The 25,334-nt window shown below is 73.1% G+C and carries 21 protein-coding genes; 10 read left to right on the top strand and 11 right to left on the bottom strand.

All coding sequences use genetic code 11. The annotated features are described in order from the left end of the window. Positions 1–29 precede the first annotated feature (29 nt). Positions 30–704 carry a thymidine kinase gene (locus tag ACFP2E_RS03890; RefSeq protein WP_378521185.1) on the top strand — a complete coding sequence of 225 codons (675 nt, stop codon included), beginning with the start codon at positions 30–32 and terminating at the stop codon, positions 702–704. Between the two features lie 31 nt (positions 705–735). Then, positions 736–1,002: a DUF1905 domain-containing protein gene (locus ACFP2E_RS03885; RefSeq protein WP_378521186.1), complete on the top strand. Its 267-nt coding sequence runs from the start codon at positions 736–738 to the stop codon at positions 1,000–1,002. A 17-nt stretch (positions 1,003–1,019) separates the two neighbouring features. On the opposite strand, the gene ACFP2E_RS03880 is transcribed toward ACFP2E_RS03885, so the two are convergent. The 3 genes from ACFP2E_RS03880 to ACFP2E_RS03870 are packed head-to-tail and all read right to left on the bottom strand — an operon-like array spanning position 1,020 to position 5,498. After that, on the bottom strand, positions 1,020–2,171 hold the full coding sequence (locus tag ACFP2E_RS03880) for an alkaline phosphatase family protein (protein ID WP_378521187.1): 1,152 nt from the start codon (positions 2,169–2,171) through the stop codon (positions 1,020–1,022). Between the two features lie 7 nt (positions 2,172–2,178). After that, entirely contained in the window at positions 2,179–2,763 is a 585-nt protein-coding gene (locus ACFP2E_RS03875) for a DUF5998 family protein (protein ID WP_378521188.1), read from the bottom strand. Between the two features lie 23 nt (positions 2,764–2,786). Beyond that, on the bottom strand, positions 2,787–5,498 hold the full coding sequence (locus tag ACFP2E_RS03870; protein WP_378521189.1) for a GNAT family N-acetyltransferase: 2,712 nt from the start codon (positions 5,496–5,498) through the stop codon (positions 2,787–2,789). Between the two features lie 79 nt (positions 5,499–5,577). On the opposite strand from ACFP2E_RS03870, the gene ACFP2E_RS03865 reads away from it, so the two are divergent. The 4 genes from ACFP2E_RS03865 to ACFP2E_RS03850 are packed head-to-tail and all read left to right on the top strand — an operon-like array spanning position 5,578 to position 11,104. After that, on the top strand, positions 5,578–8,052 hold the full coding sequence (locus ACFP2E_RS03865) for a DNA topoisomerase (ATP-hydrolyzing) subunit A (RefSeq protein ID WP_378521190.1): 2,475 nt from the start codon (positions 5,578–5,580) through the stop codon (positions 8,050–8,052). 4 nt (positions 8,053–8,056) lie between these two features. Beyond that, complete coding sequence (locus tag ACFP2E_RS03860; RefSeq protein ID WP_378521191.1) at positions 8,057–8,791, top strand: LppX_LprAFG lipoprotein; 735 nt, start codon at positions 8,057–8,059, stop codon at positions 8,789–8,791. A gap of 36 nt (positions 8,792–8,827) precedes the next feature. Then, on the top strand, positions 8,828–10,588 hold the full coding sequence (locus ACFP2E_RS03855; protein WP_378521192.1) for an MFS transporter: 1,761 nt from the start codon (positions 8,828–8,830) through the stop codon (positions 10,586–10,588). 21 nt (positions 10,589–10,609) lie between these two features. Continuing rightward, entirely contained in the window at positions 10,610–11,104 is a 495-nt protein-coding gene (locus tag ACFP2E_RS03850) for a beta-class carbonic anhydrase (protein ID WP_378521193.1), read from the top strand. A 103-nt stretch (positions 11,105–11,207) separates the two neighbouring features. Here the strand turns inward: ACFP2E_RS03850 and ACFP2E_RS03845 are convergent, their stop codons facing one another. Then, positions 11,208–13,268: a type IIA DNA topoisomerase subunit B gene (locus ACFP2E_RS03845; protein ID WP_378521330.1), complete on the bottom strand. Its 2,061-nt coding sequence runs from the start codon at positions 13,266–13,268 to the stop codon at positions 11,208–11,210. Positions 13,269–13,723: 455 nt separating this feature from the next. On the opposite strand from ACFP2E_RS03845, the gene ACFP2E_RS03840 reads away from it, so the two are divergent. The 3 genes from ACFP2E_RS03840 (at position 13,724) to ACFP2E_RS03830 (ending at position 15,967) form a co-directional block, all read left to right on the top strand. Then, on the top strand, positions 13,724–13,954 hold the full coding sequence (locus tag ACFP2E_RS03840) for a hypothetical protein (protein ID WP_378521194.1): 231 nt from the start codon (positions 13,724–13,726) through the stop codon (positions 13,952–13,954). Positions 13,955–14,063: 109 nt separating this feature from the next. Further along, positions 14,064–14,540, top strand: a complete 477-nt coding sequence (locus tag ACFP2E_RS03835) for a DUF456 domain-containing protein (protein WP_378521195.1) — start codon at positions 14,064–14,066, stop codon at positions 14,538–14,540. A gap of 32 nt (positions 14,541–14,572) precedes the next feature. After that, the gene (locus ACFP2E_RS03830) at positions 14,573–15,967 is read left to right on the top strand and encodes a CapA family protein (protein WP_378521196.1); all 1,395 of its coding nucleotides are present in this window, start codon (positions 14,573–14,575) and stop codon (positions 15,965–15,967) included. Between the two features lie 28 nt (positions 15,968–15,995). Here ACFP2E_RS03830 and ACFP2E_RS03825 read toward each other — a convergent pair whose 3' ends face one another. From ACFP2E_RS03825 to ACFP2E_RS03795, 7 genes are all read right to left on the bottom strand, one after another. Beyond that, complete coding sequence (locus ACFP2E_RS03825) at positions 15,996–16,796, bottom strand: M28 family metallopeptidase (RefSeq protein ID WP_378521197.1); 801 nt, start codon at positions 16,794–16,796, stop codon at positions 15,996–15,998. Positions 16,797–16,972: 176 nt separating this feature from the next. Next, positions 16,973–17,959: an L-histidine N(alpha)-methyltransferase gene (gene egtD, locus ACFP2E_RS03820; RefSeq protein ID WP_378521198.1), complete on the bottom strand. Its 987-nt coding sequence runs from the start codon at positions 17,957–17,959 to the stop codon at positions 16,973–16,975. Then, entirely contained in the window at positions 17,956–18,651 is a 696-nt protein-coding gene (gene egtC / locus ACFP2E_RS03815) for an ergothioneine biosynthesis protein EgtC (RefSeq protein WP_378521199.1), read from the bottom strand. The genes egtD and egtC overlap by 4 nt, the downstream gene beginning before the upstream one ends. Beyond that, entirely contained in the window at positions 18,644–19,933 is a 1,290-nt protein-coding gene (egtB, locus tag ACFP2E_RS03810) for an ergothioneine biosynthesis protein EgtB (protein ID WP_378521200.1), read from the bottom strand. Before egtB ends, egtC begins: the two co-directional genes overlap by 8 nt. After that, complete coding sequence (egtA, locus tag ACFP2E_RS03805) at positions 19,926–21,185, bottom strand: ergothioneine biosynthesis glutamate--cysteine ligase EgtA (RefSeq protein ID WP_378521201.1); 1,260 nt, start codon at positions 21,183–21,185, stop codon at positions 19,926–19,928. The genes egtB and egtA overlap by 8 nt, the downstream gene beginning before the upstream one ends. Positions 21,186–21,282: 97 nt before the next feature. Next, positions 21,283–22,836, bottom strand: a complete 1,554-nt coding sequence (locus ACFP2E_RS03800) for an RNA polymerase sigma factor (RefSeq protein ID WP_378521202.1) — start codon at positions 22,834–22,836, stop codon at positions 21,283–21,285. A gap of 90 nt (positions 22,837–22,926) precedes the next feature. Then, on the bottom strand, positions 22,927–23,496 hold the full coding sequence (locus ACFP2E_RS03795; RefSeq protein ID WP_378521203.1) for an HhH-GPD-type base excision DNA repair protein: 570 nt from the start codon (positions 23,494–23,496) through the stop codon (positions 22,927–22,929). A 70-nt stretch (positions 23,497–23,566) separates the two neighbouring features. On the opposite strand from ACFP2E_RS03795, the gene ACFP2E_RS03790 reads away from it, so the two are divergent. Beyond that, positions 23,567–25,327, top strand: a complete 1,761-nt coding sequence (locus tag ACFP2E_RS03790; RefSeq protein ID WP_378521204.1) for an N-acetylmuramoyl-L-alanine amidase — start codon at positions 23,567–23,569, stop codon at positions 25,325–25,327. The last annotated feature ends 7 nt before the right edge of the window (positions 25,328–25,334 follow it).

Here is a 25,334-nt window from a genome sequence, read left to right as displayed (position 1 = left end):
CCGAGTCGGCTGTGACAGGATCTCCCCCCGTGGCTGAACTGCACTTCTTCACCGGCACCATGGACTCAGGCAAGAGCACGCTGGCCCTGCAGGTGAACCACAACCACGCGGCGCGGGGCCGCGAGGGCCGGATCTTCACCACCCACGACCGCGCCGGGACCGCGCTGCTGTCGAGCCGGCTCGGGCTCACCCACGAGGCGATCGAGGTCGACGCGGACTTCGACTTCTGGAAGTACGTTGTCACCTCGCTCACGGCGGGCGGCCGGATCGACTACCTGATCTGCGACGAGGCCCAGTTCTACACGCCCGACCAGATCGACGGGCTCGCCAAGATCGTCGACGAGCTCCAGATCGACGTCTTCGCGTTCGGCATCCTCACCGACTTCCGCAGCGAGCTCTTCCCCGGGAGCCGCCGGCTCGTCGAGCTGGCCGACCGGATGAACGTGCTCCAGGTCGAGGCGCTCTGCTGGTGCGGCAAGCGCGCCACCCACAACGCCCGTACCGAGAACGGCACGATGGTGGTCGAGGGCGACGTGGTCGTCGTCGGCGACGTCGAGAGCCAGGGGGACCCCGAGGCCGGCCCCCAGTCCGGGCCCCCCGAGGTCGCCTACGAGGTGCTCTGCCGCCAGCACCACCGGCGCCGGCTGACCGCCGCCCGCGCCAAGGCTGTCAGCCTCGCCCCGGAGCCGCTGCCGTTCGGCTGAGCAGGCCGGTGGCGGGGTGCAGGATGTCCCCGTGGAGTTCACCGCGACCCTCGTGCGCTGGACCGGCGAGGCCGCCTGGGTGTTCGCGCCGGTGCCCGAGGAGCACGCCCCGGAGCAGGCCGGCCCGTTCGGCCGGGTGCCGGTCACCGCGGTGGTCGACGGCCGGTCGTGGTCGACCAGTGTCTGGCGCGACACGAAGGCCGGCTGGCTGCTGCCCGTCCCCGCCCGGATCCGCGGCGGCAAGGACGACGGCGACGAGGTCACCGTCTCGATCGAGGTGGACCCGTCGCGGCTGTGACCGCCCCGACGGACCTGTCAGCAGACGAGCATCGGGATGAGCATCTCGGCCGGCGTCAGCGAGCCGTGGAGGCCGACGAGCGTGGCCTCGTAGCCGAAGTCGGCGGTGGAGATGACCGCGGCGTCCCCGCGGCAGGCGACGACCACGTCGCCGATCCGCGGCCGGACGGCAGGCGTCAGGGGGCCGAACCAGCCGCGGGCGGCGGCCTCGTCGCGGCTGAGCACCTCGGCACGGTCGCCGAGCACCGCCCGCCAGGTCGCGACCACGTCGTCGACGGCGCCGCGGGCGCAGTAGACGTGCCGGAACCGCGCCTCGCCGCCGAGCAGTACCACCCCGTCCCGCATCTCGAGCACCTCGTCGACGTCGACACGGGCCTCGGGCGGGCTGTCGACCATCCCGTGGTCGGCGACGACCACCAGCCGGGTCGAGGCGGGCAGCGTCTCGCGCAGCTGCTCGGCCTCCGCGTCGACCATCGACAGCTGCTGGAGCCACTGGCTCGACGCCACCCCGAACCGGTGCCCGGTCCAGTCGAGGTCGCCGTCGTACATGTAGGTCATCGAGGGGCGCACGGACGAGGTGGCGGCCACCGCGGCGATCCGCTCCCCCACCCGGTCGGCGCCGACGTACTCAGCGCCGCGGTGGGCGGCGACGGTGAGTCCGCTGCCCCGGAACTCCCGCTTGTTGACCACCGTCACCGTGACGCCGGCCGCCATGAGGCGCGCGAACGCCGTGGGGTGGGGCTGCCACTCGACCGGGTCGACCTGCTTGTCCCACGCCAGCGCGTTGAGCAGCCGGTCGGTGCCCGGGACCCGCGAGGTGAAGCCGACGAGGCCGTGCGCGCCCGGAGTCAGGCCCGTCCCGAAGGAGGTCAGGCTGGTCGCCGTGGTCGAGGGCACCCCGGCGGTGCCGACGGCTCCGCCCTCGAGCAGGTCGCCTTCGAGCAGGGAGGACAGGAAGGGCGCGGCGTGCGCGTAGCGGCGCAGCAGCTCGGCGCCGAGGCCGTCGACCAGGAACACGACGTACGACGGGGCCCCCGGCAGCAGCAGGCCCGACGGCTGCTCGTCGATGGGACTGCCGAGCGCCGCGGCGACCGCGGGGACCACGTCACCCAGCGAGCGCTGGTGGTAGGCCGGCTCGACGAAGGCCCCCACCCCCGTGAGGCCGGTCACCCGTGCGTCACCCCTGCGTCCGCGCCGAGAGCGACTCGGCGAAGGCCAGCAGCCCGCCCACGGCGTCACCGCCGTCGGCCGCGGCCGAGACCCGCAGCGAGAAGTCGTCGGAGGACAGCACGCCGGTGTAGCCGTGGTCGGCCTCGCACTGGGGGTCCGAGCAGCCGGCCGGCTCGAGGTCGATCCGGCTCACCCCGCCCCAGCCGATCGTCATGACCGCCTCGGCAGGCGGGGTGGGCCCGGAGGTCGGGTTGGTGGTCATCCGCGTGACGACCACGGACTTCACCGCCGTCAAGCTGATCGCCTCGGTGGACGTGGACGTGTAGGGCTCCGGCAGCAGGTCGTCGCCCGGGTGCTCGTCGGTGTGCGCCACGACCAGCCGGCTCGGCGTCAGCACCACCACGGTGAGGTGGCGGCGGACCTCGTCACGCTCGAACGTCGGCTCGTGGTGGACGAAGAAGGAGACCACCTGCTCCCCCGCGACGGCACCCTCGACACCGTCGGCGACCACCTCGGGGTAGTAGCCGGTCCGGTGGATCGCCTCCCGCAGCTCCAGCGTGCGGTCGCGGTCGTCGGTCGTGCGTGTACGCATGCCAGAAGTCTGTCACGCGCCCGTCAGGTGGGCAGCGTGTCCCCCGGCGCGCGGGAGAGCCGCCGCACGAACCAGTCCGACCGCGGGTCGAGAACCTGGTCGACCCGCGCCCCCGCGGTGAGCACCTTGACGCCGTCCGCGCCGGCGAGCACCAGCGACAGGTCCAGCGAGCTGACCTGCGGCAGGTCGTTCTGCAGCTGCGAGACCCGCAGGATCAGCCGCTCCACCTCGGCCACGTCGACGACCTCGCTGCCGCGGTAGCCGAACAGCATCGGGGAGGACCGGATCTCCCGGACCATCGCCGCCGCGTCGCCGCCGAGCAGCGGCGGGATCCGGTAGGCCTTGTCCTCGACGAGCTCGACGAGGGGGCCCGAGATGCCGAACGAGACGACCGGGCCGAAGAGCGGGTCCTCGATGCTGCGGATCGCGACCGGGACGCCCGGCGGGGAGTTCTTCTGCACCACGAAGCCGGCCTTCTCCGGCTCGGTGATCAGCTCGTTGAGCGACTCCCACGCGTCGAGCATCTCCTCGGGGGTGTCGATGTTGCGCCACACGTGGGCGAGGTCGGGCCGCTCGCGCAGGTGCTCGGCCGTCGCCTTGAGCACCACGTCCCAGCCGAGCTCGGCACCCGCCTCGACCGCGGCCTTCGGGTCCTCGACCGGCAGCGTCCGCCACAGGTGGATGCCGTAGGCGCCGAGCAGCTCCGTGAGCTCGTCCTGGTCGAGCTCGGCACCGTCGGGCTCGCGGGTGAGCACCTGCATCACCAGCCGCTTCGCGGTCGGCGGGTCGACGTCCTCGAGGTCGACCGGCGGCCCGTCCGGGGTGCGCAGCCACACGGCGTACCCGACGACGCGGGCGAGCGCGCGGACCGCCGCCTCGACGGCGGGGTACGACGGGACGGAACCGCGGCCGGCGGTGTTGCCGGCGACGTCGGGGACGCGCAGCAGCTCCGGGACGCCCTCGGCGCCGAGGAACGACGAGACGAGCGGCTTGTCGGACTGCTCCCCGACGGCGGCCAGCACGTTCGCGACGTCCTCGCCGGAGACGTTGAGGGGAGGGATGTAGACCGCGACCACGGAGTCGACGTCCGGGTCGTCGATGGCGTCGTCGAGGGCGTCCTCGAAGTCCTCGGCGGTCGCATCGGCGCCGAGCGCGACGGACTTGTTGACCACCAGCCCGACGGCGGCCGCGGCGTCGGCGGCGAGCAGGCCGAGCGCGTCGGAGTTGCCGACGATGGCGACCCGGCGCCCCCGCGGCAGCGGCTGGTGGGCCAGCAGCTGGGCGACGTCGAACATCTCCTCGAGCGTGTCGACCTGGATCACGCCGGCCTGCCGGAACATCGCGTCCACGGCCTGCGGCGGCGCGGCGATCTGCCGCACGGCGTGGCCCATCGGCACGCCCTGGGTGGTGCGGCCCGAGCGCACCGCGATGATCGGCTTGCGCAGCGAGACCCGGCGTGCGATCCGGGAGAACTTGCGCGGGTTGCCGATGGACTCGAGGTAGAGCAGGACGACCTCGGTGCTGTCGTCCTCCTCCCAGTACTGCAGCAGGTCGTTGCCCGAGACGTCGGCGCGGTTGCCGGCGCTGACGAACGTCGAGAGGCCGAGGCCCCGGTTGTTGACCTTCTCGAGGATCGCCGAGCCGAGGGCGCCGGACTGGCAGAAGAACCCGGCGCGGCCGCGGGGCGGCATCAGCGTCGACAGCGAGGCGTTGAGCGAGCGGTCCGGCGCGGTGTTGATGATGCCGAGGCAGTTGGGGCCGATGAGGCGCAGGCCGTAGGACCGGGCGAGGCCCACCAGCCGCCGCTGCCGCTGCCGCCCCTCCTCGCCGGTCTCGGCGAAGCCCGACGAGATCACGACCAGGCCGTGGACGCCCTTCGCGGCGCAGTCCAGGACGACGTCCTCCACCGCCTCGGCGGGGACGGCGACGACCGCGAGGTCCACCTCGTCGGGGATGTCGTTGACGGTGGGGTACGCCGGCAGGCCGGCGACCGCGTGGGTGTTCTGGTTGACGGCGTAGACCCGCCCGCTGAAGTTGCCCATCACGAGGTTGCGCACCAGCGTCTGGCCGATGGTGTCCTGGCGGCGGCTGGCGCCGATGACCGCCACGGAGCGCGGGGTGAAGAACTTCTCGATGGACGCGGCCTCGGCGTGGTGCTCGCGGTTGGCCATGAGCCCGATGGCGGTGTCGGTGGGGTCGATGGGGAACTCGAGGGCGACGACGCCGTCGTCGTACTCGGTGGCGACCTTGTAGCCGGCGTCGCGGAAGGTGTTGATCATCCGCAGGTTGTCGGGCAGGACCTCCGCGACGAACTTCTCGACGCCGTTCTCGCGGCCGGCCTGGGCGAGGTGCTCGAGCAGCACCTGCCCGATCCCGCGGCCCTGGTGGCGGTCCTCGACGAGGAACGCGACCTCGGCCTCCCCCGGCTCGAGCACGTCGTAGCGGCCGACCGCGATCATCTCGCCCGAGAGCATGAGGATGAACGCGACGCGCTCCCTGTGGTCGACCTGCGTGAAGCGGGCGACGTCGCGCTCGGAGAGCCGCGGCATGGGGCTGAAGAAGCGGTAGTACTTCGACTCGTCCGAGACCCGGCCGTAGAAGTCCACCAGCAGGTCGGCGTCATCGGGCCCGATCGGGCGGATGTGCGCGGTCCCGCCGTCGCGCAGCAGCACGTCCGCCGCCCAGTGGCGGGGGGCTCGCGGCGCGTCCTGGTCAGTGGGCTCCGGACCGGTCACGTGGCGAAATCTAGCGTGCGCGGGTGAATCCGGCGTGCCCGCGGCCGAACGCGCGAGGCCGCCGGGGAGAATGCGGGCCATGGCACGACGGAAGACGACGCAGGAGCCCCCCGACGACTTCGAGGAGCACATCCTCGACACCGACATCACCCAGGAGATGGAGTCGTCGTTCCTGGAGTACGCCTACTCCGTCATCTACTCCCGCGCCCTGCCCGACGCGCGGGACGGCCTGAAGCCGGTGCAGCGCCGGATCCTCTACACGATGAACGACAACGGCCTGCGGCCCGACCGCGGCCACGTCAAGAGCGCCCGCGTCGTCGGCGACGTGATGGGTCGGCTGCACCCCCACGGCGACGGCGCGATCTACGACGCACTCGTCCGGATGGCCCAGCCGTGGTCGCTGCGGCTCCCCATGGTCGACGGGCACGGCAACTTCGGGTCGCCCGACGACTCCCCCGCCGCCATGAGGTACACCGAGTGCCGGATGGCGCCGCCCGCCGTCGCGATGACCGCCTCGATCGACGAGGACACCGTCGACTTCAAGCCCAACTACGACAGCCGCGAGCTCGAGCCGTCGGTGCTGCCCTCCGCGATCCCGAACCTGATCGTCAACGGCGCGACGGGCATCGCGGTCGGCATGGCGACGAACATCGCCCCGCACAACCTCATCGAGGTGGTGCAGGCGCTGCGGCACCTCATCAAGCACCCCGAGACCTCGGTCGACGGCCTGATGCGCTTCATCCCCGGCCCCGACCTGCCCACCGGCGGCAAGATCGTCGGCCTCGACGGCATCCGCGACGCCTACGAGACCGGCCGCGGCACCTTCAAGATGCGCGCCACCACCCGGATCGAGACCATCGGCCGACGCAAGGGGATCGTCGTCACCGAGCTCCCCTACGGAGTCGGCACCGAGAAGGTCATCGAGCGCATCAAGACCCTGGTGCAGGGCAAGAAGCTCCAGGGCATCGCCGACATCAAGGACCTGACCGACCGCGAGAAGGGTCTCCACCTCGTCATCGAGGTCAAGAACGGCTTCCACCCCGAGGCGTTGCTCGAGCAGCTCTTCCGGCAGACGCCGATGGAGGACTCCTTCGGCATCAACAGCGTGGCGCTCGTCGACGGGCAGCCCCGCACCCTCGGGCTCAAGGAGCTGCTCGAGGTCTTCCTGCAGCACCGCTTCGACGTCGTACGACGCCGCTCGGTGTTCCGCCGTGGCAAGGCGGCGGACCGGCTCCACCTCGTCGAGGGACTGCTCGTCGCGATCCTCGACATCGACGAGGTCATCCAGGTGATCCGTGGGTCCGACAACGCCGCCGCGGCGAAGGCCCGCCTCATCGAGATCTTCGACCTCAGCGAGGTCCAGGCCGACTACATCCTCGACATGCCGCTGCGCCGGCTCACGAAGTTCTCCCGCATCGAGCTGGAGAAGGAGCAGGAGGAGTTGCAGCGCACCATCGAGGAGCTCGACGCGATCCTCGCCGACGACGGCCTGCTGCGGAAGGTCGTCTCCGAGGAGCTGGGCGAGGTCGCCAAGACCTACGGCACCCCGCGCCGCACCGTGCTGCTGGAGTCCGCAGGCACCTCCGTGGCCACCGCCGCGGTGCCGCTCGAGGTCGCCGACGACCCGTGCTTCGCGTTCCTGTCGTCCAGCGGGCTGCTCGCCCGCACCAGCAGCGCCGAGCACCCCGGGACCGGCGGCGGCCGGGCCAACCACGACGTGATCGTCTCCGCGGTGCGCACCACCGCGCGCGGCGAGATCGGCGTGGTCACCTCCCGCGGCCGGCTGCTCAAGCTGGGCGTGCTCGACCTGCCCGCCCTGCCCGCGGGCGCCAACGAGCCCAACCTCCAGGGCGGCCTGCCGCTGAGCGAGGTGCTGTCGCTCGAGTCCGGCGAGCGCGCGCTCGCACTCTCGTCCCTCGCCACCGACGGGCCGGGCCTGGCGCTCGGCACCCGCCAGGGCGTGGTCAAGCGGGTCAACCCCGAGGTGCTCAGCCGCGACGAGTGGGAGGTCATCGGCCTCAAGGACGGCGACGAGGTGGTCGGCGCCACCGAGCTGGTCACGGGCGACGAGGCGCTCTGCTTCATCACCGGCCAGGCCCAGCTGCTCCACTTCGCCGCCTCGGTCGTGCGGCCCCAGGGCCGCGCCGGCGGCGGCATGGCGGGCATCAAGCTCGGGACCGGCGACGAGATCGTCTGGTTCGGCGCGGTCGGTGCGGCCGAGTCCGTCGTGGTGACGGTCTCCGGGTCGGCGACGGCCCTGCCCGGCACCGAGCCCGGCTCGGTCAAGGTGGCCCCCTTCAGCGAGTACCCCGCCAAGGGCCGGGCCACCGGCGGCGTCCGCTGCCACCGCTTCCTCAAGGGCGAGGACGGGCTGGTCTTCGCCTGGGCCGGCACCGCCCCGGCCCGCGCCGCGGCCGCCAGCGGCGCCCCGGTCGACCTGCCCGAGCCGACCGGCCGTCGAGACGGCTCCGGTGTCCCGGGCAGCCAGCCGATCGTGGCGTGCGCCGGGCCGGTTGCGGACCGGCTGGGTGCCACCGCCGGTGTGGAAGGCTGATCGCATGCCTACGACGCGCACGCCCCTCCGCCGGGCCACCCGGACGGCCGCCGCGGCAGCGGGACTGCTCCTGCTCGCCGGCGGCCTGGCCGGATGCTCCGACGACGGCGAGGCAGCCTCCGACGAGCAGACGCCCGAGGAGGTCATGGAGCTGGCCCGCACCACCCTCGACGAGACGAGCGGGGTACGGATCGAGCTGGCCACCGACGACCTGCCGGACGGTGTCACCGCCCTGCGCTCCGCGGAGGGGGTCGGGGTGCACCCGGCCGCCTTCGACGGCACGATCACCGTCGTGCTCGGGGGCACGGACTTCAACGTCCCCGTGATCGCCGTCGACGGGACGGTCTACGCCCAGATCCCGCTCACGTCCGGCTGGTCCGACGTCGACCCGGCCGAGTACGGCGCCCCGGACCCCGCGCGGCTGATGAGCACCGAGGACGGCATCTCCTCGCTGCTCACCGACGCCGAGGAGCTCGTGGCGGGCGAGAGCGTCCGCGGCGGCGAGGACAACCGCGAGGTGCTCACCGAGTACGCCGGCGTGCTGTCCGGTCCCGAGGTGCAGCGGATCATCCCGAGCGCGGACGCCGAGTCCGACTTCGCCGCGACGTTCCTGGTCACGGAGGAGGGCGAGCTTCGCCAGGCCGACCTGACCGGGGTGTTCTACCCGGGCACGGAGTCGATGACCTACACGCTCACGTTCGAGGGCTACGGCACCGAGCAGGACATCACCGCCCCATGACCCCGCCGGCGCCGACGACCCACCGATGACTGCGTGATGACCGGTCGACCTCGCCTCCTGCTGGGCCTCGCCGCCGTGGCGGTGGCCTTCGCGGCCGCCGACACCTACGTCGTGGTGCTCGCGCTGCCCGAGATGATGAACGCCGTCGGGGTGCCGATCGACGAGCTCCAGCGCGCCGCCCCGATCGTGTCGGGCTTCCTGCTCGGCTACGTCGCGATGCTGCCGCTGATCGGCCGCATCGCGGACCTGCGGGGCCGGGTGCCGGTGCTGGTGGCCGCGCTCGTCGTGTTCGCGCTCGGCTCGCTGGTCACGGCGGTCGCCTACGACATGCCGTCGATGGTGACCGGCCGCTTCCTGCAGGGAGTCGGCGGCGGGGGGCTGGTGCCGGCGACCCTCGCCCTGGTCGCCGACCTCTACCCCGTCGACCGGCGCGGCGTCCCGCTCGGCGTCGTCTCCGCCGTGCAGGAGATCGGCAGCGTCCTCGGGCCCCTCTTCGGCGCCGTGGTGCTTGCCGTGGCCGACTGGCGGGCGATCTTCGCCATCAACCTCGTGGTCGGGCTCGTGCTCGCCGCGGCGATCCGGGCGCTGGCCCGCCCCCTCGAGCCCGGACCACACCGACCGGACCGGGAGCGAACGCCGTCTCCCGACCTGCTGGGCGCGGGCCTGCTGGTGCTCGCGCTGGTCGCCGGCGTCCTCACCTTCGTCCAGCCCGGGGCGCTGCTGCGCGACCTCACCTGGGGCCAGCTCTTCATCCCGTTCGTCGCCGACGGGCGCTGGCTCTCCCCCGTCGGCGTCACCGCGATGGTGGCCTCGGCCCTCTTCCTCGTCCGCTCGCTCATCGCGGCGCGGCCGCTGGTCGACCTGCCCCGCTGGTGGCGCAGCATGCGCGAGGCGGACCTGGTCGGCTCGCTGTTCCTCGCCGCCACGCTCGGCGGCGTGATCCTCGCCTTCGCGACCGCCGACCCCGAGATCCAGGTCTTCTCCGACCAGGGCCTCTGGTACCTCCTGGCCTCTGCCGTGGCTGCGGTGGCCTTCGTCCTCCACGTCCGCCGGGCCCCGGCACCGCTGATCCCCCGCGGTGCGATGCGGCGTACCCCTGCGTGGGGCGCACTGCTGGTCAGCTTCTTCGTCGGCGCGGCGCTCATCGCCGCGCTCATCGACATCCCGCTGTTCGCCAGGACGACGGTGCACAGCGAGTCCCAGCTCATGGCGGCGCTGGTGCTGGTGCGCTTCCTCGTCGCCCTGCCGGTCGGCGCCGTGGCCGGCGGCTACCTCACGCGGGTGCTCCCCGCCGGCGTTGTCACGGCGGCCGGGATGGGGGCGGCGGCCGTCGCCTTCTGGATGATGAGCGACTGGGGGCTCACCTCGCTCGACCAGGCCTCCTCCAACGTGCCGCTGCTGCTCGGCGGGCTCGGCTTCGGCCTCGCCCTCGCCCCGGTGAACGCCGCCGTCCTCGCCACCACCGAGCACGCCGTCCACGGGGTGGCGAGCGCCCTCGTCGTCGTCGCCCGCATGGTGGGCATGCTCGTCGGCATCTCGACGCTCACGACGGTGGGGCTGCGCAGCTACTACGCCGAGCAGGCGGACCTGCCCAACGTGCGGGACGTCTGCGAGGGCGCCAGCCGTTGCGACGAGTTCACCGACCTGCTCCGCCTGGCGGGCATCGCCCAGGAGCAGACGGTCTTCGCCGGCGCTGCGCTCTGCGCGGTCGTGGCCGGCCTCCTGGCGCTCGTGCTGTTCCGCTCCGCGGGCACCCGAACGGTGGACGCGCGCGAGATGCTGCGCTCGGCCGGCTGAGCCTCCGCTACCTTCTACCCCGTGGCTGACTTCGACGACCTCCTCGCTGCCAACCGCTCCTTCGCCGCCGAGTTCGACCTCGGCGGGTTCGACGGCGTCGCCCACGCCGGCGTCGCGATCGTGACCTGCATGGACTCACGCATCGACCCGCTGCGGATGCTGGGGCTGCGCCACGGCGACGCCAAGATCTTCCGCAACCCGGGCGGCCGGGTCACCGAGGCCGCCCTGGAGGCGCTGGTGCTCGGCGTCCACCTGCTCAACGTCCAGCGGGTCCTCGTGGTGCCCCACACGCGTTGCGCCATGACGGCCTACACCGAGTCCGAGCTGCGGGAGAAGGTCGGCCGGTCCGCAGGCACGGACGCCACCTGGCACCGCTTCCACGTGATCACCGATCAGGTCGCCGGCCTGCGTGAAGACGTCCGCAAGGTGCAGAGCCACCCGCTGATCCCGGACTCCGTGCAGGTCGGCGGGTTCATCTACGACGTCGACACCGGCCTCATCGAGCGGAAGGTCTGACCGCGATGCCCCTCGAAGGACTGCTGCTGCTCCTCATCGGGTTCCCGCTCGTCGTCTGGGCGGGCGTGAAGCTGCTGCGCCGGCGCTAGGCCGGCGCCGGCCCTCAGGCATCGAGCGCCTCGACGTCGACCTCGTAGGCGCCCTGGACGATGAACTCCTTGCGCGGCGCGACCTCCGAGCCCATCAGCAGCTCGAAGATCCGGGTCGCGGCGTCGGCGTCGTCGACGGTGATGCGGCGCAGGGTGCGGTGGCGCGGGTCCATCGTGGTCTCCGCGAGCTGGTCGGCGTCCATCTCGCCGAGACCCTTGTAGCGCTGCACGGGGTCCTTCCAGCGCACGCCCTTCTTCGTCAGCTCGGCCAGCTTCCGCTGCAGCTCGGCGTCGGAGTAGGTGTAGACGTACTTGTCCATGCCCTTCTTGGGGTTCGTCAGCTCGATGCGGTGCAGCGGCGGCACCGCGGAGTAGACGCGTCCCTCGCGGATCAGGTCGGGCATGTACTTGTAGAAGAGCGTCGCCAGCAGGCAGCGGATGTGGGCGCCGTCGGAGTCCGCGTCGGCCATGAAGATGATGCGCCCGTAGCGGGCCGCCTCGAGGTCGAAGGTGCGGCCGGAGCCGGCACCCACGACCTGGATGATCGAGGCGCACTCGGTGTTCTTCAGCATGTCGCCGACCGAGGCCTTCTGGACGTTCAGGATCTTGCCCCGGATCGGCAGCAGCGCCTGGAACTCGGAGTCGCGCGCCAGCTTGGCGGTGCCGAGCGCCGAGTCACCCTCGACGATGAAGAGCTCGGTGCGCTCGTTGTCGGCCGCGCGGCAGTCCGCCAGCTTCGACGGGAGCGCGGACGACTCGAGGGCGTTCTTGCGGCGCTGCGTCTCGCGGTGCTGGCGGGCGGCGATACGCGTCTTCGACGCGCCCACCACCTTCTCCATCAGCAGCTTGGCCTGGGCCTTCTCGTCGCGCTTCGTCGAGGTCAGGAACTTCTTGAGCTCGGCCGTCACGACCTTGCGCACGACGCTGCGCGCGGCCGGCGTACCGAGGATCTCCTTGGTCTGCCCCTCGAACTGCGGCTCGGCAAGGCGCACGGTCACGACCGCGGTGAGCCCCTCCAGCACGTCGTCCTTGATGACGTCGGCGTCGTTGACCTTGAGCGCCTTGGTCTGCCGCATGACGTCGTTGAAGGTCTTGGTGAGCGCCTGCTCGAAGCCGCTGACGTGGGTGCCGCCCTTGGGGGTGGCGATGACGTTGACGAACGAGCGCAGCTCGGACTCGTAGCCGGTGCCCCAGCGCGCGGCGATGTCCACGGTCAGCTCGCGCTCGACCTCCTGGGGCGTCATGTGGCCCTTGTCGTCGAGCAGCGGCACCGTCTCGGTGAAGGTGTCCTGGCCCTGCAGGCGGAGCACGCTCGTGACCGGCTCGTCGCGGGCGAGGAACTCGGCGAACTCGGCGATGCCACCGTCGTGGCGGAACTTCTCCTCCACCGGCGTCTCACCGCGCAGGTCGCGGATGACCAGCTCGAGGCCCGGGACGATGAAGGAGGTCTGCCGGGCGCGGCCGAGCAGGCCCTCGAGCTCGAACCGGGCGTCCTTGGTGAAGATCTGCCGGTCGGGCCAGAAGCGGATGCGGGTGCCGGACTTCCCCTTGGCGACGCGCCCGCCCTTGCGGGTGAGGCCGGACTTCGCGGTGAAGGCCGCCGTGGGCCCGTCACCGTCGAAGACGCCGGGGGTGCCGCGACGGAAGCTCAGGCCCTGCTGGCTGGGCGACCGCTCGACGTCGATGTCCATCCGCGACGACAGCGCGTTGACCACCGAGAGGCCGACGCCGTGGAGGCCGCCGGTGGCGTTGTAGGACCCGCCGCCGAACTTGCCGCCGGCGTGCAGCTTGGTCGCGACCACCTCGACGCCGGGGAGCCCGGTCTTGGGCTCCTTGTCGGTGGGGATGCCGCGGCCGTCGTCGTGGACCTCGACCGAGTCGTCGCGGTGGAGGGTGACCTCGACGCGCCGGGCGTGGCCGGCGAGGGCCTCGTCGACCCCGTTGTCGATGATCTCCCACAGGCAGTGCATCAGACCGCGGGTGTCGGTCGAGCCGATGTACATGCCGGGCCGCTTGCGGACCGCCTCCAGGCCCTCGAGGACCAGGAGGTGTGCCGCGTTGTACGTGTTGTCGATCGTGGGGCTCCCAGCGTGCGCTAAATCCGTCCGTCCTGCGGGTCCGAATCTACCTGCGACACGCCGACGGCCGACGGAGGCTCGCGTACCGGGGATCCCCTCAGGTCGGGTCTAGTTTGGTCGAACGGTAGGTCGAGCGAGAACTTCACAGCGACAGCACCAGGACACCACCACGACACCACGTGGGTCCCGTCACACCGGCGACGCGCACCGCGTCACGATGTGGACACGATCCGGCCCCGATGCCGCCTCCCGTCAACCAGATGGGACCCTGTGACGTCACACTGTCAGGTCTAGTCCCGGCATCCCCCAAATCGGGTATCGAGGTGTGGAAAGCGCCGCGAGCGGGAAGGGACTTGGTGATTGCATGAACGTGTCGAGCACAACACCCCCGAGGGAATCTTTGAGACCCGCAGCTACGTTGAGCCAGACACCGAGAGAGAAATGAGGCCGAAGTGACTACTACAGCCGTAGCCCCCGCCCAGCTCAACGCTGCGGACCGTTGCGACCGTTGCGGAGCCCAGGCCTACCTTCGTGTCGAGCTCCAGACCGGCGGTGAGCTCCTGTTCTGCGCGCACCACGCCCGCGAGCACGGTGACAAGCTGCGCGAGGTCGCAGCCCACGTCGTCGACGAGACGCACAAGCTCGAGGCCACTCCCGCGAGCGCCCCGGACGACGAGCGCTGACCAGCACCTGACCACCCCCGACCAGACTTCCGTCGCGGCCCCGGACCAGCAGGTCCGGGGCCGCGGCGCGTCCCGGGGTGGTGGCGCCCGCCTGTGAGAGGCTCCCGCCGTGACGACGCTCGAGGTGCTGGTCGGTGTGGCCGTCCTGGTCGGGGTGCTCGGGACGCTCGTCCCCGTGCTGCCCGGCGGCGCCCTCGTCGTGGCCGCGGTGCTGGTGTGGGCGCTCGACACCGGCGGGACGCGGGCCTGGACGGTGCTCGCGGTCGTCACGGCGCTCGTGACCCTCGGCGCCGTCGTGAAGTACGTCGTGCCCGGACGACGGCTGCAGGAGGCCGGCATCCCGTCGGCCACGCTGTGGAGCGGCGCCGGGGTCGGGGTCGTCGGCTTCTTCGTGCTCCCGCTGGTCGGCCTCCCGGTCGGGTTCGTGCTCGGCGTCTACCTCGCCGAGCACCGGAGGCTCGGCGCCGACCGGGCCTGGCCGTCCACCCGGGCCGCCCTGCGCGCCGTCGGCCTCGCGGTGGTCATCGAGCTCACCGCCGCCCTGCTCGCGGCCGGCACCTGGCTGGTCGGGGTCGCGGTCACCTGAGCCGGTCAGGCCCGCCCTCGTAGCCTGTCGGCATGCGAGCCGGCGTCGGACCGGGGCTCGCCGGCCTGCTGCTGGCGCTGCTCGTGTGCGCCTGCAGCACAGACGCGCCGCCTCCGTCCACGGACCCGCTCCCTGCGCCCTCCTCCGCGCCGCCCGCGTCACGGGCCCCGTCCGGCCCCCCGACCACCGAGCCGCTGCTGCTGGTCACGCACCACAGCCGCGGGGACCTCGACGTGCTGCTGAGCCTGGCGCGCCGGATCGCGGCCGGACGGGTCGACACGTGGCACCGGATCGACGGCACCGGCGAACCGCTGCGACTCGTCCGCCGCCCGGCCCGCGTGCGCAGCGACCGCGACGCCCTGGCCGTCGTGCCCGCGTCGCGCGCGGGGCCCCTCGTGCGCGCCGTGGCGGTGGCGGGGGTGGACCCCTGGGGCGACCCCGCGGCCTACCCGCTCCAGGTCCCGGGTCCGGCACCTGGCGAGGTGACCACGCTGCGGCTGCTCGGCGACATCATGCTCGGCCGACGAGTGGCCGCCGTCTCGCCGGCCGACGACCCGGTGGCCGCGCTCCGCCCCCTCGCGCGGCACCTGCGCAGCGCGGACCTGACCGTCGGCAACCTCGAGAGCACCCTGTCGACGGCGGGGCCGCCGCGGCAGGGCAGCGACTCGTTCGCGGTCGACCCGGCCGTGGCGGACGGACTCGTGCAGCTCGGCGTGGACGCCGTCTCGCTGGCCAACAACCACAGCGGCGACTTCGGCGACCTGGCTCTGACACGGACCGTGCGCCGGCTCCGGGAGGCCGGCCTCCCGGCGTTCGGCGCCGGTCGCGACCTCGCCGCTGCGTCCCGGCCCGTGGTGCTGCGCCACCGTGGGGTGCGCTTCGGATTCCTCGGGTTCAACGCGATCGGCGAGACCCCCGCGGCCGCGCCGGGCCGGCCCGGCGCCCTCTCGGTGAGGATGCCGCCACGAACGGGCCCGCTGTCGGAGGTCGACCTCGCCCGCGTCGAGCTGCTGGTGCGAGATCTCTCGCGCCGCGTCGACGTCGTGGTGGTCCTCCCACACTGGGGCACCCAGTACACCCACCGGGCCGAGCCGGTCCAGCGCCTCGTCGCCCGGCGGCTCGCGGCGGCCGGGGCAGACCTCGTCGTGGGTGGCCACCCGCACTGGGTACAGGGACTGGAGCGGGCCGGCGACGCCGTGGTCGCGCACTCGCTCGGCAACCTCGTCTTCGACATGGACTTCATGGAGCAGACCCTCGAGGGCATCACCCTCACGGCGACGTTCTGGGGCGACCGGCTGGTCTCGGTGGTCCCGGCCGCCTACCGGATGGACGACCGCTTCGCCCCCCGGCTGCTCCGGGGGGACGCCGCCCGCGACGTCCTGGCAGACGTGTGGGCCCACAGCACCGGTCCCTTCGCCGCACGGTGACCGGGGCGACGTGCCGGGCCGCTGCCGGTCAGCGGCCGCCCGCCAGCCAGGCCAGCACGACCCGCCCGACCCGGGCCAGCTGGGTGCGGTCCACCACCCGGGGAAGGTCGCCGGCGGCGTGGTACTCGGCGTACGGCGTGCTGCCGATGCGCACGCCCGGCAGCCCGTCGCGGACGAACGACCAGTGGTCCGAGGAGCGGTTCCGGCAGGCCGTGGCGGGGACGCCCGCGCGGGCGGCAGCATGCAGTACGCGCGCCTGCGCCGGGTCCTGGCCCGGCGGGTCGAGGGCACTGCACACGGGGACCCTGCCGAGGGCGTCGCCGACACCCACGCGGTCGAGCGAGACCATGCCGCGGACCGCGCGCCGCTGGTCGGCGCCGAGCGACGCGACGTAGGCACGCGACCCGTAGTGGTGGTCGGCGTCGGTCGGCCCGCGGGGCTCCTCGGCGCCGAACGCGAGCAGCACCACCGGCAACCGGCTCCGACGAGCCTGCAGCGCCTCGGCCACGGCCAGCAGCACCCCCACGCCCGAGCCGTTGTCCTCGGCCCCGGGCGAGCCCGGCACCGTGTCGAGGTGGGCCCCGACGACCAGGTGTGGCATGTCCGGGTCGACGCCGTGGGCACGGGCAACCAGGTTGAGGGATGTCCCTGCTCCCACCGGCACGCCCCATGAGTCCCCGCCCGGGACGGTGAAGCGCTGTCTCCGGACCGTGTAGCCGAGCTCGCGCAGCCGGCCCGCGACCCACGCAGCCGAGCGCCGGTAGGCAGGGCTGGTCGCGTGCCGGGGGCCGACGACGCCCGCGAGATGGTGCACGGCGTCGACCGCCACGCCGACCCGAAGGTCGTCGGGGGCGACGAGTGGTGTCCTCGCCAGGGTCGGGCCGGGCAGGACGGACGCAGGGGCCGACGTCCGATCCGGCTCGGGGTCCGGCGGCGGATCCGGCGCGGTGCTGCACCCGGCCACCAGGAGGGCCGCGGCTGCGAGGGCAGCACCGGGACGCGACATCAGCCCGGCGCGTCGACCGCCGGCTCGGAGAGCGACAGCGCGAAGTCGCCGGCCGGGTCGGTCCACCAGTGGGTCAGGCGCAGGCCGGCCTGCTCGAGCTCGGCGGCGACGCCATCTCGTCGGAACTTCGCGGAGATCTCGGTGCGCAGCTCCTCCCCCGCGTCGAACCGGACCTCGAGGTCGATACGCGGCAGCCGCACCGTCTGCGCGCGGCGCGAGCGCAGCCGCATCTCCATCCACTCACGTTCGGGGACCCAGACCGCGACGTGGTCGAAGGCTTCGAGGTCGAAGTCGGCGCCGAGGTCGCGGTTGAGCACCGCCAGCACGTTCTTGTTGAAGGCCGCCGTGACGCCCTGGGCGTCGTCGTAGGCGGCCACCAGCCGGGCGGCTTCCTTGACCAGGTCGGTGCCGAGGAGGAAGGCGTCCCCCGGGTCGAGACCGGCGCGCACGTCGGTGAGGAACGCCGCCCGCTGGGCCGGGTCGAGGTTGCCGATGGTCGAGCCGAGGAACGCCAGCAGCCGGACCTGTCCGCGCGGCAGCTCCCCGAGGTGGGCCTCGAAGTCCCCGACGACGGGCGCGACCTCGAGGCCGGGGAACTCCGTCGCGACGGCGGACGCAGCGTCGGACAGCACGGCCGGGTCGACGTCGAAGGGCACGAACCTGCGCAGCGAGCCCGCCTCCGTGAGCGCACGCAGCAGCAGCCGGGTCTTCTCCGAGGTGCCGCTGCCGAGCTCGATGAGGGTCTCTGCCCCGGTGACCGCCGCGATCTCGTCGACCCGCTCCTCGAGGATCGACCGCTCGGTGCGGGTCGGGTAGTACTCCGGCAGGCGGGTGATCCGGTCGAACAGCTCGCTGCCCCTGGCGTCGTAGAAGTACTTGGGTGGCAGCGCCTTGTGCGACATGCTCAGCCCCGCCCGCACGTCGACGGCCATCTGCTCGGTGAGGGCGGCGGCGTCGAGGTGGACGTCGTGGTCGGGGGCGGTCATGGGTTCTCCATCCCGGTCACGGTGACCCCGTCGGGGCTCACCCTCAGCAGCTGGCGGTCGGGCACGTCGACCCACCGCGGGTCGTCGTCCCAGGGCTCGCTGGCCACGACGACGCCGTCGGGCTCCACGAGGTAGCTCAGGGTGTCCCCCCAGCTCACGGCCGTGATCGAGGCGCCGTCGGTGAGCAGCAGGCTGAGGAACGCGTCGGGGTCGCGCTCCGCGACCCCCCGCACCGTGTCGGCTACCTTCTCCGCGCCTCGCTCGAAGACGTGGGCGGCGAGGACGGCGGAGTCGCACGTGGACTCGGCGGCGTGGGTGGCGGGCAGGACGGCGCGGTCGACGCGGCCGTTGTGGGACAGCAGCCAGCGGCCGTCGGTGAACGGCGCGCTGGCGGTCTCGTCGGCGGGCATCCCCTCGGAGGCCGAGCGCACCGCCGCGAGCACCGCTCCGGACCGCAGTACGGGCGCAACCGAGGCGAACGAGGTGTCGCTCCAGAGCGGACGTCCCGACCGCCAGCGGACGGGCTCCGGCCGGCCGTCGGCATAGAGGCCCACACCCCAGCCATCGGCGTTCATCAGGCCGCGACGCTGGCGCCGGGGCGCCCACGACTGCTGGAGCAGCCCGTGGGGCCGTTCGAGGACGAGGGACGAGACCGACCGGGGCTCCCCCAGCCAGCACAGGTGCCTACACAACGTCCCACGCCAGCCGGACGCCGCAGAAGATCTGCCGGCGCACCGGCAGGTCCCAGTTGCGGAAGGAGGGTCGCACCGCGGCGCCGTCGACAGCCCAAGAGCCGCCCCGGAGGACGCGGTGGTCGCCGCCGAAGAACGGCGCACTGTAGGCCTCGTAGAGCATCGGGGTGAAGCCGGGCCACGGCTCGAACGACGACGTGGTCCACTCCCAGACGTCCCCGATCATCTGCTCCACGCCGTACGCCGACGCGCCGGCCGGGTAGGCCCCGACGGGTGCCGGTCGCAGGCCGCGGCCGCCGAGGTTGGCCAGCGCGGGTGTCCACTCGCTGTCCCCCCACGGCCACCGGCGCCGACGCCCGGCATCGGGGTCCCAGGCGCAGGCCTTCTCCCACTCCTGCTCGGTGGGGAGCCGCCCACCCGCCCAGGCGGCGTACGCCTCGGCCTCGAAGAAGCAGACGTGCTGCACCGGCTCGTCGGCGGGGATCTCCTCGACGTGGCCGAACCGGCGGCGCGACCCGTCCGCCGACCAGAACAACGGGCGCTCGAGACCCTCGTCGAGCCGGTGCTGCCACCCGCGGGCGGACCACCACCGCGGCTCGTCGTAGCCGCCGGCGTCGACGAACTCCTGCCACTCGGTGTTGGTGACGGGGGTCCGGGCGATGCGGAAGGCCGGGAGGTCGACGGTGTGGGCGGGCCGCTCGTTGTCGAGTGACCAGGGCTCCTGGTCACCGTCGACCCCGAGGACGAACGGGCCTGCAGGCACCAGCACGGCCCGGTCGGCCCCCGCGGGAAGGGGGCGGCCGGGCGGCAGCGGGCTGCCGGCGCCGAGCAGCGGCTCGCCCTCGCGCAGCTGGTGGGTGGCGAGCATCGTCTCGCCGTGCTGCTGCTCGTGCTGCTCGACCATGGCGTAGACGAAGTAGTCGGAGGGCTCGGCGTCCCCGCCGACCGCGTCGAGCCGGTCGAGCACCCGCCCCCGGACGTCGGCGAGGAAGCCACGCGACTCGACGGGCGTGAGGAGCGGCAGGGCGGCGCGGACCCGGCGGGGGTGCTCGAACGCGTCGTAGAGACGCTCGACGTCCGCGGCGAGCAGGCCCTGCGCGGCGGCGTTGCCGTCGCGCAGCAGCCACAGGTCCTCCTGCTGGCCGACGTGGGCGAGGTCCCACACCAGCGGGCTCATGATGGGGCTGTGCTGGGTGGTGAGCTCCCGGTCGTCGACCTCGTCGGTCAGCCACCGGGTGCGCGCCCGGGCGGCCTCCAGCCGTCGGGCGGTCTCCTCACGCATTGGCCTCCTCCTCCAGCAGCCGCAGCGGTCCGTGGGCGTCGGCACGCGTGTGCAGCTCGTCACCGGGCGTGCGGCCGGCCCCGAGCAGCGCCGCCAGTCGCTCGACGCCGTCTCGCAGCGGCACCGGGCAGCGGGCAGCGGCCACCTCGACACAGCCGAGGGTCGCCGCGCGGACGACGGGGTCGGCGATCCCGTCGCGGGCGGCGTGCTCGAGCCGGGCGGCCACGGGCTCGCAGAGCTCGGCCGCCCGGTCGGCGGCGACCGGGTCGTCGACCAGGGTCACGGCCAGCGCGGCCATCGCCGGCCACCAGCGGTCCGGCAGCGAGTCGAGGCAGCGGATCTCGAGGTACCCGCGGGGCCGGACGGGCGGGAACAGCGTGCTGAGGTGGTAGTCGAGGTCCGACGACGTCGGGGGCCGGCCGACCAGGGCGGGACGCGCGGTCCACTCGGCGAACGAGAACCGGCGACGGGCCGGAGTCAGGCCGTCGCCGTCGCGGACCAGCATCACCGGCGCCGCGAGGGCGTAGTCGGCCCAGCGGTCCGGCCAGCCGTGCGTCACCGTCGCCTCGGGCACCGGGCCGGTGCGAGCGTGGTCGATGCGGTACCACGCCTCCTGGCGCATGGAGTGCCAGCCGGAGCGCCGGCCGGCGAGCCACGGCGACCCGGCCGAGGCGGCGACCAGCACCGGCACCAGCGCGTGGAGCAGCGACAGCCGTCCTGCCCAGTCGGGGGCGCGGCCGGCGTCGAGGTTCACCTGGAGGGCCGCGGTGGCGGTCATCATCTCCCGGCCGGCCGGCCCGCACCCGACGGTGTCGAAGTGGGCCTCCATGGCGGCGTACCGCGGGTGGGGGTTGGTGCGCAGCGCCGGCCTCGCCGGGTCGGCACCAAGCCCGGCGCCGCCCAGCCCGCGGGAGCGCAGCGCAGCACGCAGCACGGCAAGGTCGGTCCGCAGCGCCTCGACCGCCGTCGCGAGGTCGGGGGCCGGCTGGGTCGACAGCTCGACCTGGCCCCCGGGCTCCAGGGAGAGCGCGCTGCCCGCCGGCAGCGGGGGCGCGTCGCGGACGAGCGCGGCGACGGTCGACCAGGCGGGACGTCGGCCGGGGACGGCGAGGTCGACGACGTGCAGCTCGAGCTCGAGCCCGACGCGGCGCTCGTCGCCGGGACTCAGGGCCACGGCGGCGACGTGCGCCCGGGCCGAGTCGAGGTCGACGGGCGGGTCCGTGGTCGGGCTGCCGAGCGTCTGAGCGGTCATCCGCCCCCTCCAGGTCCGGGCCGGTCGGCCCGTGCACATGCCTATCGCATGTGGCCGGCAAACCCAACCGTCGACCCGCCCCGGAGGGGACCTGGCGTCAGTCGAGGTAGTCGCGCAGCACCTGGGAGCGGCTCGGATGACGCAGCTTCGACATCGTCTTGGACTCGATCTGCCGGATCCGCTCACGCGTGACGCCGTAGACCTTGCCGATCTCGTCGAGGGTCTTCGGCTGGCCGTCGGTGAGGCCGAAGCGCATGCTGACGACGCCCGCCTCACGCTCGGAGAGCGTGTCGAGGACGGCGTGCAGCTGCTCCTGCAGCAGCGTGAAGGAGACGGCGTCCGCCGGGACGATCGCCTCGGAGTCCTCGATCAGGTCGCCGAACTCCGAGTCGCCGTCCTCGCCGAGCGGCGTGTGGAGCGAGATCGGCTCGCGGCCGTACTTCTGGACCTCGATGACCTTCTCGGGGGTCATGTCGAGCTCCTTGGCGAGCTCCTCGGGGGTGGGCTCCCGACCGAGGTCCTGCAGCATCTGCCGCTGGACGCGGGCCAGCTTGTTGATGACCTCGACCATGTGGACCGGGATCCGGATGGTGCGGGCCTGGTCGGCCATGGCGCGGGTGATCGCCTGACGGATCCACCAGGTGGCGTACGTCGAGAACTTGTAGCCCTTGGTGTAGTCGAACTTCTCGACCGCACGGATCAGGCCGAGGTTGCCCTCCTGGATCAGGTCGAGGAAGAGCATGCCGCGGCCGGTGTACCGCTTGGCCAGCGAGACGACGAGTCGCAGGTTGGCCTCGAGGAGATGGTTCTTGGCGCGGCGGCCGTCCTCGGCGATCCACTCGAGCTCCTCGAGGAGCTTCGGCGAGATCTTGCCGCCCTTGGCGAGCTTCTCCTCCGAGAACAGGCCGGCCTCGATCCGCTTGGCGAGCTCGACCTCCATCTCGGCGTTCAGCAGCGGCACCTTGCCGATCTGCTTGAGGTAGTCCTTGACCGGGTCGGCGGTCGCGCCCGCGACCATGACCTGCTGCTCGGGCTCGCCGGTGTCGTCGGCGTCGGAGACGACGAACGACGCCTCCTTCTCGTCCTCCTCGATCGTCGGGTCGGACTTGACGTCCTTCTCGAACTGCTCGTCGGAGATGTCGGGCAGCACCTTCTTGCCGTCGGGGCCCACGACGGCCGCCGGCTCGACGTCGACCTCGACCTCGACCTCGACCGCGTCGACGTCGGGGGCCTCGCCCTTCGCGGCGGCCTTCTTCGCCGTCGCCTTCTTGGCGGTGGTCTTCTTCGCCGCGGTCTTCTTCGCGGGCTTCGCCTCGGTGGCGGTCGCGGCGCCGGCCTCGGCCGGCTTGGCCGCGGTCTTCTTCGCGGCGGCCTTCTTGGCCGTGCTGGCCGTGGTGGTCTTGCGGGCGGCCCGCGCGGCGACTGCGCGCGACGACGCCGCGGGAAGGTGCACCGAGATGCCCAGGCTGCTCAGGTGGGCCAGGAGCCCCTTGAGGTGCTTGGGCTCGATCGACGCGTCCTCACTGGCCTGCCGGACGGCCTCCGGGGTGACCGAGCCGCTGGGAGAGCCCTCCTCGATGAGGGCAACGACAGCGGGGTGCGACAGGACATCTGCGGGAACGGATTTGCGCGCGTTCGAGGACACGAACACCTCTCGTCAGGACTTCGGGGCGCGGCAAGACCCGGTATCGTCAAGAGCCGCGCCCGCAATTGTGCCACGCACGTCGCCAGGAACCCGAACTCACCCGCCGGAAGCCCTGGCTGCGGCCTTCTTCTGCTTCTTGAAGTCGCGCACCTTCTGCAGCGAGACCTCGTCCACGACGTCGGCCACCGACCGGTGCCCGTCCTCGGAGTAGGCGCCGGCCGCGGCCTCCCACCCCTCCGGGCGCACGCCGAGCTGCTTGGCCAGCAGGGCGACGAAGATCTGGGCCTTCTGCTTGCCGAACCCCGGGAGCTCCATCACCCGCTTCAGCAGGTCCTTGCCGGACGACGCCTCGGTCCACAGCCGCGACGCGTCACCGTCGTACCGCTCGACCACGAGGGCGGCGAGCGCCTGCATCCGCCCTGCCATCGAGCCGGGGAATCGGTGGACGGCCGGGGCTGTCGCGCACAGCGCCGCGAACTCCTCCGGGTCGGCCTCGGCGATGCGCGCTGGGTCGAGGGTGCCGAACCTGTCGAGCACCTTCGCGGGGCCGCGGAACGCGTGCTCCATGGGGTACTGCTGGTCGAGCATCATGCCGGCCAGGAGCGCGAAGGGATGCTCGTCGAGCACGGCGTCGCTGGCGGGGTCGCCGGTGAGGTGGAGGGCCATGCGCCCCAGTATCTGACACCCCGGTTGCACGTCCGCCGATGGTTCACCACAGTTATCTAGGGTGACTCCTGTGACTCATGGGGACGGAGACCGGACACGGACCGCTGCGCGGCGCCCGCTGCTGAAGCTGGCTGCGGGGGGCGTTGCGATCGCGTCCGTCGGGGCGCTCGTCCGGCTCGAGGGGCGCGACGACGACGCGCCCGGGGCCGCGCTGTCCCTCTCGACATTCCCCGGCAGCGACGTGGAGCGGCTGCACCTCCCGCTCGGCGACGACCTGCTCCCCAGGACCGCGGCCGGTCGGTGGGAGTCCAGCAGGCTGCCGACCTCCACCCACTCCATGGTCGCGTTCACCTGGGGCATCGGCCAGGCCGCCCCCGCCGTGGCCGTCCGGAGCCGCACCGGCGGGAGCTGGGGTCCGTGGCAGGGCGTCCCGATGCTCCACGACGTGCCCGAGGACGAGGTCGCGGGAGCCTCGCTGACCGGCACCGACCTCGTCTGGATCGGCCGGGCCGACGGCATCCAGATCCGCGTGGACGGGGAGCGTCCCGCCGACCTCGCACTCGTGCTGCTCCATCCCGGCCGGCGGCCGGGCGACCCGCTGCTCGGCGCCGCCCCGGTCGGTCGCGCCGCCACCACCGGGACCGAGGAGTCCGCGCGGTCCGAACCGGGCACCGTCGCGAAGCCGCGCCTGGTGACCCGCGAGCAGTGGGGCGCCAACGAGTCGCTGCGTGACGGCCGGCCGTCGTACCTCAGCCGGCTCAAGCAGGTCCACGTCCACCACACGGTGAACTCCAACAGCTACCGCCGCGACGAGGTGCCCGCCCTCATCCGGGGCATGTACGCCTACCACACGCAGACGCTCGGCTGGTCCGACATCGGCTACAACTTCCTGGTCGACCGCTTCGGCCGCTGCTTCGTCGGCCGCGCGGGCGGGCCGCACAAGCTCGTGCGCGGCGCCCACACCCTGGGCTTCAACCACGAGTCCACGGGCATCGCGGTCATCGGCAACCACGAGTCGGCCACGCCCAGCAACGCGACCCTCAACGGCCTGGCCGCGCTGGCGGCGTGGAAGCTCGCGCCGTACGGCCGCAACCCGCGGGGCGAGGTGCGGGTGGAGTCCGAGGGCAGCGACCGCTACCCCGCCGGGCGCACGGTGCGGCTGCCCGTGATCGACGGCCACCGCGACACCAACCTGACCGCCTGCCCCGGCAAGCACCTGTACGCCGCGCTCCCCAAGGTCCGCCGGCGCGCGGCCAGGATCATCGCCGAGGCGCAGCAGCCGCAGATCGAGGTGGAGGAGCGGGCCCGGGTGACCGGCAGCGCCCACCTCGGCGAGGAGCTGCGGGTCGACCCGGGCAGCTACCGACCCGAGGACGCCTCGGTCGACTACCGCTGGTTGCGCGGCGACCGCCGGATCCGCGGGGCACGGGAGCAGACGTACCGGGTGCGGCCGTGGGACGTCGGCAAGCCGCTGTCCTGCGTCGTCACGCTCGAGAAGGCGGGCAGCGACCCCGTCGTGCAGACCGCCGGCCCCACGGGAACGGTCACCGCCGATCCTTTCCTCGAGGTCGAGTCGTCCGCCCCCCGCCGTGTGGCCCGCGTCCGGGTGGCCGTCACCGCGCCCGACCAGGTCCGCGCCGTGCCGGGCGGTCGCGTCACCGTCCGGGTCGGCGACCGCACGAAGACGGTCGACCTGGAGGACGGGGCCGCCGTCGTGAGGTTCGGCCGGCACCGCAAGCTCGGGCCGGGTCGCTACCCGGTCACCGTGACCTACCGCGGTGACGGCGTCTTCCGGTCCGCGAGCCACGAGGAGCGGCTCCGGGTGGAGTGACGGCCCC

Origin of the sequence: Nocardioides sp. GCM10027114 (assembly GCF_042659625.1) — a bacterium.
Lineage (GTDB): Bacteria > Actinomycetota > Actinomycetes > Propionibacteriales > Nocardioidaceae > Nocardioides.
This window is presented reverse-complemented; position numbering and strand designations above follow the sequence as displayed.